Annotated in this window: 7 protein-coding genes and 1 pseudogene; 5 read left to right on the forward strand and 3 right to left on the reverse strand. The window is 62.4% G+C overall.

The genetic code is table 11. From position 1 onward, the window contains the following. Positions 1-324 precede the first annotated feature (324 nt). From ACFQ50_RS23865 to ACFQ50_RS23885, 5 genes and pseudogenes are all read left to right on the forward strand, one after another. The gene (locus tag ACFQ50_RS23865; RefSeq protein ID WP_377998089.1) at positions 325-1002 is read left to right on the forward strand and encodes a helicase associated domain-containing protein; all 678 of its coding nucleotides are present in this window, start codon (positions 325-327) and stop codon (positions 1000-1002) included. Between the two features lie 70 nt (positions 1003-1072). Then, a complete protein-coding gene (locus ACFQ50_RS23870; protein WP_377998090.1) occupies positions 1073-1366 on the forward strand; it encodes a hypothetical protein in 294 nt (97 codons plus the stop codon). A gap of 188 nt (positions 1367-1554) precedes the next feature. Then, a complete protein-coding gene (locus ACFQ50_RS23875) occupies positions 1555-1986 on the forward strand; it encodes a LexA family protein (protein WP_377998091.1) in 432 nt (143 codons plus the stop codon). Between the two features lie 65 nt (positions 1987-2051). Continuing rightward, a pseudogene (locus ACFQ50_RS23880) lies at positions 2052-3331 on the forward strand (Y-family DNA polymerase). Between the two features lie 44 nt (positions 3332-3375). Continuing rightward, positions 3376-3720: a hypothetical protein gene (locus tag ACFQ50_RS23885; RefSeq protein ID WP_377998092.1), complete on the forward strand. Its 345-nt coding sequence runs from the start codon at positions 3376-3378 to the stop codon at positions 3718-3720. Between the two features lie 199 nt (positions 3721-3919). Here the strand turns inward: ACFQ50_RS23885 and ACFQ50_RS23890 are convergent, their stop codons facing one another. The 3 genes from ACFQ50_RS23890 to ACFQ50_RS23900 all read right to left on the reverse strand — a co-directional run bounded on the left by ACFQ50_RS23890 (position 3920) and on the right by ACFQ50_RS23900 (position 7801). Then, the gene (locus ACFQ50_RS23890) at positions 3920-4534 is read right to left on the reverse strand and encodes a hypothetical protein (protein ID WP_377998093.1); all 615 of its coding nucleotides are present in this window, start codon (positions 4532-4534) and stop codon (positions 3920-3922) included. Positions 4535-4814: 280 nt separating this feature from the next. Beyond that, a complete protein-coding gene (locus tag ACFQ50_RS23895) occupies positions 4815-6473 on the reverse strand; it encodes a class I SAM-dependent DNA methyltransferase (RefSeq protein ID WP_377998094.1) in 1659 nt (552 codons plus the stop codon). Positions 6474-6586: 113 nt separating this feature from the next. After that, entirely contained in the window at positions 6587-7801 is a 1215-nt protein-coding gene (locus ACFQ50_RS23900; protein WP_377998095.1) for a TIR domain-containing protein, read from the reverse strand. Between the last annotated feature and the right edge of the window lie 935 nt (positions 7802-8736).

The raw sequence follows: 8736 nt of genomic DNA on the forward strand, positions 1-8736 counted from the left end.
ACAGCACTGGACCCCCACAGCCGGCCACGGAGCGAAGCGGAGTGGACGCCCTCCTGGATACGAGCCCCCGCGAGCCTGCGTTACTCCCAGCAAACGGCCAACACTCTCCCAAGGTGCTCCGGGCTTTCTCCAAGGCTGGCAAGACAGAGTTGTCTCATCCCCAGGGGCCGCAGCATTGGACACAGCCTGCCGGCCAGGACGCCGGGGCCCGGACTGTCCCCCATGCAGCCGGCCCCGGCGGAAAGGCTCTCCAGGCTGCCGCCAGCGGATCGGGAACGCTGGCCCCTCCACGGCCACAGGCGACCCGAGTGGCAGGATGGTGCCGTGACGACCAGACGGCATACTTCGGCTCCGAACGCGGAGTGGGTGCTGATGTACCGGGGCGGACTGACCCGCCCCCGGATCGCCGCGCTCACCAGGGCCCCCGCCTCGACCATCAGCTACCACCTGTCCGTGGCGCTGGCCGCCGACCCCGGGCTCCAGGCAGCCCACGAACAGGCCGCCGGCACATCGACGCCACAGGTGAGCGTGCTGGGGCTGGCGCGGATGCGCCAGCTCGTGGCCCTGGTCCAGGAAACCGGCCGTTACCCCACCCGTACAGCCATTGATGCTACGGAGCGGATGTTGGCGTCCTGGTGGGAGCGGCGCCGCCGCGACGCCGCGGCCGGGACACTCGCACCGGCCTACCGTGACGGGCTTGCCTTACTCCCGGACTGGCAACGGCCACCACGGCCAGTGGCCGACGAGGCCAGATGGCAGGACCGGCTCACCGCCCTGGCCCGGTACCGGGCCGCGGGGCACGACTGGCCGCGGCACAAGGCAGTCGTGACCGGCGAAGAACACGACCTGGGCGTCTGGATCCACGTCCAGCGCCAAAAGGCGCGCCGCGGCGAACTCGAACCAGCCAAAGCACGGACCCTGGACGAGGCGCTGCCGGGCTGGCGCACCGGACGGCAACGTGGCCGGAAACCCCACAACAGCCCCAGCGCCCCAGACAGCTGAGCCGGAGACGGAGACGCCAGGCATTAGTACTCTGGCTGTGGACTCTCATTTACCGAAAGGGGATACGGAAATGAGCCTCAGACGTCTCTTTCAACGCAAGGCAGCGGCCGCCCCCGGCCGCGGACCCGCCCCAGACCTCCCCGCCGAGCCCCCGGCGCCCTCGAAGGCTCCGCTGTCGGCCGAGCAGGAAGAAGACCTGCGCAGCGCCTGGGCCCAGCTGACCGAGGCAGCAGAGCGCTCAAAGGTGGTCAGCTTCCGTGCCTGCACCCGCGCCGGAGGATCCTGGACGGAAAACCCGGCAGCGGTCCGGGCGATCGCGGTCACCCTCCGCGACTTCCCAAAGGACGGCGCGCAACCTACCTGAGCGGGTGAACGGGTTGTGCCCGTTGGGGGCAGGTGGAGCCCTCCGCACAGCTCAAAGCTGTCCCCATTGGGTACAACCCGGGCCGGTCCTCCGCCAGCATCGGATGCAATCTGAGGCGGGGCGTTCGGTTGTCAGTCCCCGGCGCTACACTTGAAACCTATCGAACATATATTCGAAAAAGGTGTGTTGTGGGCGTTGTTATTGGCCCCCGCGTGATAGATGCGGGCGTCTCATTGTTATCGGTGCTGGTCTCCCCGGTGCCGGTCGCTGCCGGGTACCCGTCGCCGGCGCAGGACTACTTCGACGGCCGGATCGACCTGAACGAGCACCTGATCAAGGACATCACCAGCACCTACGTCGTCCGCGTGACCGGGGAATCCATGGAGGGCGCGGGAATCAGCGACGGGGACGAACTGATCGTGAACCGGGCACTGGAACCCACCGACGGGTGCGTGGTCGTCGCGGTCCTGGACGGTGAGCTGACGATCAAGCGGCTGCGGATCACGCCCGCCGGGGTGGTGCTGCAGGCAGAGAACCCGTCCTACCCGGACATCCGCGTCCCGGCCCTGGCCGACCTCACCATCTGGGGTGTCGCGACCCGGTGCCTGCACCATGTCTAACGCGCGCTTTTCCGTTACACGGGAGCCGTGCGGGCAGGGGGCCGACAGTGTCTAGGCCGGCACTGATGCGGCGGATGCCGCAGATCGCGCACGTGGACGTGAACTGCTTCTACGCCTCCGCGGAACGGGCGTTCAACCCGTCCCTGGAGCACAAACCCGTCATCGTCCTCTCCAACAACGATGGGTGCGCGGTCACCCGCTCCCCCGAGGCCAAGGCCCTGGGCATCCCCATGGGCGAGCCCTGGTTCAAACTCGCCCCCAGGGCCAAGGAATGGGGCCTCGTCGCGCTCTCGTCCAACTACGAGCTCTACGGGGACATCAGCGCCCGGGTCATGGAACTGCTGGGCCGATACTCGGCCTGGCTGGAGGTCTACAGCATCGACGAGGCCTTCCTCGGCGTCAAAGGCTCCCCTGCCGAGCTGCTGGCCCTGGGCCGGTCCATGAAAGCCGCGGTCCGGCGGAACGTCGGCGTGCCCGTCTGCGTCGGGATCGCCCCGACCAAGACCATCGCGAAACTGGCCAACAAATGGGCCAAGAACAACCCCGCGTTCGGCGGGGTGTGCCACTGGGACTCCGTCCCCTCCCCCGAGCGGGAAGGGCTGATGGGGCGCCTGTCGGTCATCGAGATCTGGGGCGTCGCCGCCCGGCTGACCCGGCGGCTGAACGCCCTGGGCATCCACTCCATCCTTGACCTGTCCCGGGCGGATCCGGTGATGATCCGGGACCGGTTCTCCATCGTCATGATGCGCACCGTCCTGGAACTGCAGGGCACCCCCGGCATCCCCATGGAGGAGGAACGCATCGGGCGGGAACAGCTCATCTTCTCCCGCTCATTCGCAACACCCGTCACCACCGCCGCCGGGATCCGCCAGGTCCTCTCCGTCTACGGCCAGCAGGCCTCGGCCCGGCTGGCCAAACACGGACTGCAGGCCAAAGTCCTCACCGCGTTCGCCGGCACCTCCCACTACAACCCCAAAGACACCTCCTACCCCTCCGTCTGCATCCCCTTACCGATGCCCACCGCCGACCCCGTGATCCTGACCAAAGCCGCCCACGCACTCCTGCCCCGCATCACCGAGGGCATCCGCTACGCCCGGGCCGGGATCATGGTCACCGACCTGCGCCCCACCGGAAACCAAAAACCCCTGTCCCTGTTCGAGAACCCGCACGAAGAACGCGGCGTCGGCACCCTCCTGGAAGACGTCACCCGGCGCTACGGCCGCGGCTCCATCGGCCTGGGCCACGCCGGCATCAAAACCGGACTCGACTGGACCATGAAACGCGACATGCTCTACCCCGGTACACCACCCACTGGGACGAACTACCCCTCGTCAAAGCCGCCTAAAACCACCAACGTCACCACCAAGCACCACACGAAAGAACCACCAGATGACAATCACGCCTGACGCCCCGACCCTGAACACGCTCATCCTGGACCTCCCGGTGGACGTCCGCTTCAACCCGGCCGGCATTCCCCTCGCCGTCCGCTACGACGGGCACATCTGGGCAGTCGCTGCCGAACCGGTGCATTGGTTCAGCAGGGACTCCTGGTGGGACACCCGCCGCACAGCCCCTCGCGGCATCGGAAACGTCGTCGACGTCGAACACTGGCGACTCCAGGTCCGCCTAGCCGCCTCAACCTCGGCACTGCGAACGTTCCAGCTACGCCGGGGCCCGCTGTCGGAACAGTGGCTGCTGGAAAGCATCTCCGACATTGGGACCGTCTCCACCTAGCAGAGGGCGGGCTGATTAGGATTCTGGGGTGGAAGTTACTTTGACCATTGAGTCCGGTGACGGCTCGAGAAGCCAGGTCAGCGCAGCAGGAGCCAACTACGAGGAAGCCTTCGCGGCCGCCAAACCAAAATCCCCGAGGACAGCAAAGCGATAGTTGTTCGCGTCGCGTAGCGATGCGAACACGTCCTACGTTTCACCTTCAGCCTTCGTCGAGTGGTCTGTCTGCCTCGTCAAGTGGGAGGCTGCGATTTTCGTACAGTTCGCGGACTCGGACGTGCTCGTCCACCGGAGTGGCCTCCAGGATGGATTCAATCACTGTGGCCATGAATTGAGCTACTCCGATGTCGTCGGGGACCAGGTCCTGGACGAACCGAACCGTTCCGACGGGATCAGCGTCCTCCCAATCGACGAGAATTAGGGCAGTGGTGGTGTAACCGTTGCCGTCGCCTCTGTCGCGGAGTTTTCTCATCATGTCCATCGTGCGGGCGAAGGCAGCGGGTTCATCACGGACGATACTTCCGCGCTGAACGAACGCGAATCCAACGGCTGCCAGGGGGTATCTTGCCCTTAAATTTCCGGCGTCTCCGTATGCTTCTTCAAAACGGTTTGAGAGGTTTTTCCCGAACGATGAGCTCATGGCCTTGGTCGAGAGGATCAGTTCGGGTCCTCTGTCCCAGCGCGCTATGGCCACGTCGACCTGTTTGACGTAGGCCCTCCCCAGAATTCGCGCGTCTGCAGCGCCGATGCCCTGCTTGACGAGGAGGTCACGTACTTGGGAGGCAAGACCGCGGGGCAATTTGGACAACAGCGCCATCACGTCTTGGGAAACGACACGGGGCCTGGTGGCCCGCGGCCAGACTTCGTCAGTGCCGAAACCGGCCCGGCGGAGTTCGTGTGCGAACCACGCGTCAATTGCCTTCGCGAAGCGGCCGCTTTGTGTCTTGTCACCAGCCAGTAGGGGTACGGCAAGCAGGCGACATAGAAGGTCGTAGTCGGGTTGGAACGCAGGTGCCTCGGTGGCGCCATGTACCCAAGGACTCGTCATGGACGCACTGGCGATGATTGGGTCGAAGTCTGAGAATGCGTCTTGGTCCTTAGGCACGGTTTGCCGATCTTGACCGTGCTTTGCGTCGATTGAGGAGTGCCGCTCGGGCAGCCTTCAGTTCGTCGATTTGTTCTTCGTCGAGTTTGAGACCCCTCTTGAGCACTACGGCGTCTACGAGTTCAGTTGCTTTGACCGTGTCGCCGTTCCGTAGCGCGGCGTCGACCTTGGCCTTGATGGAGCGCAGCTCTTCGGCATGGTTTTTGACAAGGGCTGGGCTGGGCAGGGGCAATAGGTCCGCTTCACCGGGTTCGATCTTGAGCATTCCACCCCCGTAGGCCCTGCCGACCGTTTCCGCACCGAGAATGGTCATTGTGTTTAGGGAGGCGAGCGGCAGAAGTTCGCGGCCTAACTCGCGATTTTCCAGGGAAAAGTACACTCCGTGAACCGAGTTGAGATGATGAACACCTGCGTTATTGGTGGTAAGTCGTGGGGTATCCGCGTTCATGTACGTGAGAAAGAGATCGGGAACGGCTACCAATGGAACTCTCCACCAGGGTTTCCGGACACGGCATTTATATGCCTTGTCTACGCCAGTCCTTTCGCCCTCTTCGATGAAGGCCTCTGCCGCTTCCGACGGATTGCCGGAGGGCCGGAACAGGTACGTGGGTTTGCCTTCTTCGCTGAGCTGACGCAACTGCCGTGAGCTGAGTTCCAGGCCGCGTAGGTGCCGACTCCCTGGCGGAGAGATGCGCACGAGATCGGTTCTGCTGAAGCCCCGCCGTTTAGCCTCGTCCCACGTTGCGGTGAAGAAGGCATTGTTTCCGGTGACCGCCCCCAAAGATGTTTCCCCCCATTTCTGGAGAACCGAAAACCCTGATCCGGCAAGAGCTTCGTCATAGATGCGACGAGCTGCGGCCCCGACCATGGATCCAGTCCATTTTTCTCCGGCGGCGACAGGAACCCATGTGCTGGGCGTGTCCATTGACGGCAGATCATCGACGGTCTCCGCCTGAAAAAGCGTAAAGCGGTCTGTTGGTCCGTCCCGGAAGCCCTCGGCAAGGAGAAGGACGACTTCCTCTTGGACGGAAGGGAAGACGCGTTCGCCGAAGAGGACAAGTTCAACTTTCTGGAAGCTGTCCAGCAGGAATTTTCGGACCGGGGACGCATAGTTCACGGACAAAAGTTCCGCGGGCAATACAAGACCCAGCCGTCCTCCGTCGCGCAAGAATCGTGAGGCGTGGACGACAAAGGCGGCCCAGCTGGACGCAAGTTCACTGAGGCGGACACCTGCAGCTGCGGCTGCGGCTCTGGACTTTTCCCGGAACTCGCCGGCATGTTCGTGGTACCGGATGTACGGAGGATTTCCTATGACCGCGTCATAGTCGTTCGTGGGGGCGAACTCGAAGAAATCTCCGATTTGAATGTCGGCTTCTATGCCGGCATCGGCAAGAAGTACCCGCGCAAAGCGGGCGGACGTGTCAAAAAGCTCAACGCCGGCCAGATAGGGGTCGTCCAGTCCACGTGCTTTAGCGACCGCACCCGCAGAAAGAAGAAACGCCGCTTCGCCGCACGACGGCTCCAGCAACCGTGCCGTGTGCTCGTTGACGGCCCAAGCCGATATGAAGTCGGTTACTGCAGGGGGCGTGAAGAAGGCGCCCCTGGACTTCCTGAGCTGGCTCGTATCGTCGTCTCTCAAAACATCTAGCACCCAGTAAGTCTTCCATAGGGTGCCGTCAGAATATGGTCGAATCACCCCTCGTGAGCCGTAGATCTCGGCAAGGGCACGCCATACTGCCGCAGGAGTTCGAAGCCTCCATTCGTCTAGTCCCTCAGGCTGATGCCATCAACGTTTTTAAGCCGCCTTTCCAGCTTGCGCTTCCACTCCCCACTGTCCAGAGGAATGTACAGGACACCACTCAGGTCAGAAGGCTGCTCGACGTGGTCTTTAACCAGCGCCATTACGTGCCGACGGCCAAGCAGACCGGCGAAATATCCCAGTTCGAAGACGACGTTTTGTCGTGCCCTGGGACGCAACTCGTCTTCGGTTTTGGCACGGCCAACGTCGTCCGGGGTCAACAGCACAATGGCGCATGCCGCATCACTTGCGTGTTGTTCGAACTTCTCGATGATGGTGTCGCCATTATCGTCTTCGTCGTGGAGGATGATCACCTTGTTGGCGACCGTCTTCTGCACGAACGCATCAACTCTGTCTCGGACGGCTTCATCATGGCCATGCACGATGAAGACTGTTTTCCCCGTTTGTTCCACCCCTTGCACTTCCTTCTCTTCCTCCAGATGTGGATAAGGGCCTGTTGGCATGCTCAAAGTCGTCCCCACCTGGGCGAGATAGTCTCCAGCGGTTTCGATCTTCAAGTACTTGCGAAGGCCGGTTCCGCCGAGCTGCGCAACCCAGCGATTGCCGACCTTAACGACACCCACGTTCTCTTTTTGTAAAACTTGGGCAATCGCCTCCACTGGCATGACGAATGGTTTGTCGGAACGGGGCGATACCAGCCATTCAGCGTAGTCAGCGAGTTCCCTTTCTCTGCCCGGCTGGCTTTCGCCCCGGCTCTCGCGCCGGATGCGATTGCTCGCCTGAGCAAGAGTTCGAATGATCCGGACGAGGTCGTCCGCGAGTGGCTGGGTGTTTCGCTTCTTGTGTCTGGCCAGCTGAACCAGCCCTGCGATAGTAAGGCCGACCTGTTCGTCGTCCCTCGGGATCGGTCCCACGAACGCGCCTTCTGACCGCCACACCAGTCCATAGGGCGACCCGTGAGGTCCAATGCCGATTCGGCTGTATGAAGGGAGTTGCTGATGAACTTCCCCGGCTTCATGGTCTCGTAGGTCGAAAAAGTACTGGTCGACATCACGCCACGTCGGCCAATGCATCCCAACCGCGTTTGCGGGGTGTTCGATGATCGCTAGGTGCCAGATAGCATCAAGCAGCTCAATCTGGTCGTCACTAAGGTCGGTTAGCAGCAGCCAGGAAAAATCGCCTGTTGACCAGATGTCTGCGTCTTGCTCAGACCCGTTCATTCCCGCTCCCTCTCCAGCCTCCGGCACCAAGTGAATCACAGCGTCGCACAGGAATAACAAAGGGCCGCCAGACCCGGCTGAGATCCTTAGCGCGCATGACGATGGCCTAATCCCAGAGTGTTGGAACGCGCCAAAGCCAGCTAGCAACAAGGACGGAGGAGGTCCGCCCCGTTACTAGACATGTCTGAATGCGCTTCCTATGGGCAGACGGCCAGGGGCCGAAAGTACAGGGCGCCGTCCCTGTGTAAGACGGCCATGCGTGGCGATTCGGCCGAGTATGGCCACCCGGCCTCTTTGGGTGTGAACTCGCGAATCATGGGCCTGCGCCCGTCCCCGGTAGCTGCCACGACAGCCATGGCTTGCCTTGGTCGGTCCTTGAGCCATTAATGTCTCTGCCGTGATCTAGCATCGCCCATAGAGCAGGGACAACTGCGCTCCGAGTCGGATAGAACTGGGGAAATTTTGAAGGCACTCGAAGACTGGCCAGCGCTCTCGCCCGAGGATCGGAGCAAGCTCGGGCTTTCGCGACGCTCACCGAAGCCTGAAACAACGGTTGCCGCCAAGCATGGCGAAGTATTGGATATGTGGAACGACGAAAATCTGTTCGGGCCCCAGGACATTCCTGCATCATCCCCGGTGAAGGTGAAATGGACATGTGGAGCGGGTCACGAATTCGTTGAATCTGCGGTAGTGCAATGCAGCGCTGTCTCGGCCTGGCGAGCGGACGCTGGTGGTTCAAGGGCATGCAAGCACTGCTACGAAGACCAGCGGACCGACAGGATCAGATTGGAATGCGGCCACTCGGTCGTAATTCGTCAGGGGAACGAGGATCGGAAGCTGGGGACTGCCCCGGCTTTTGTTGACTCGGGGTCTTAGGCCGCTGTGAGCGCGGTCCGGTTGATTGTTTCATATTCGATGGGCGTGAGTTTGCCCAG

Source organism: Arthrobacter sp. NPDC056493, from assembly GCF_042795115.1.
GTDB lineage: Bacteria > Actinomycetota > Actinomycetes > Actinomycetales > Micrococcaceae > Arthrobacter.

Bases quoted from the DNA above. Each gene is read 5' to 3' on its own strand.
- ACFQ50_RS23870 (WP_377998090.1), top strand. From the start codon at position 1,073: ATGAGCCTCAGACGTCTCTTTCAACGCAAGGCAGCGGCCGCCCCCGGC.
- ACFQ50_RS23885 (WP_377998092.1), top strand. From the start codon at position 3,376: ATGACAATCACGCCTGACGCCCCGACCCTGAACACGCTCATCCTGGAC.
- ACFQ50_RS23890 (WP_377998093.1), bottom strand. From the start codon at position 4,534: ATGGCGCTGTTGTCCAAATTGCCCCGCGGTCTTGCCTCCCAAGTACGT.
- ACFQ50_RS23900 (WP_377998095.1), bottom strand. From the start codon at position 7,801: ATGAACGGGTCTGAGCAAGACGCAGACATCTGGTCAACAGGCGATTTT.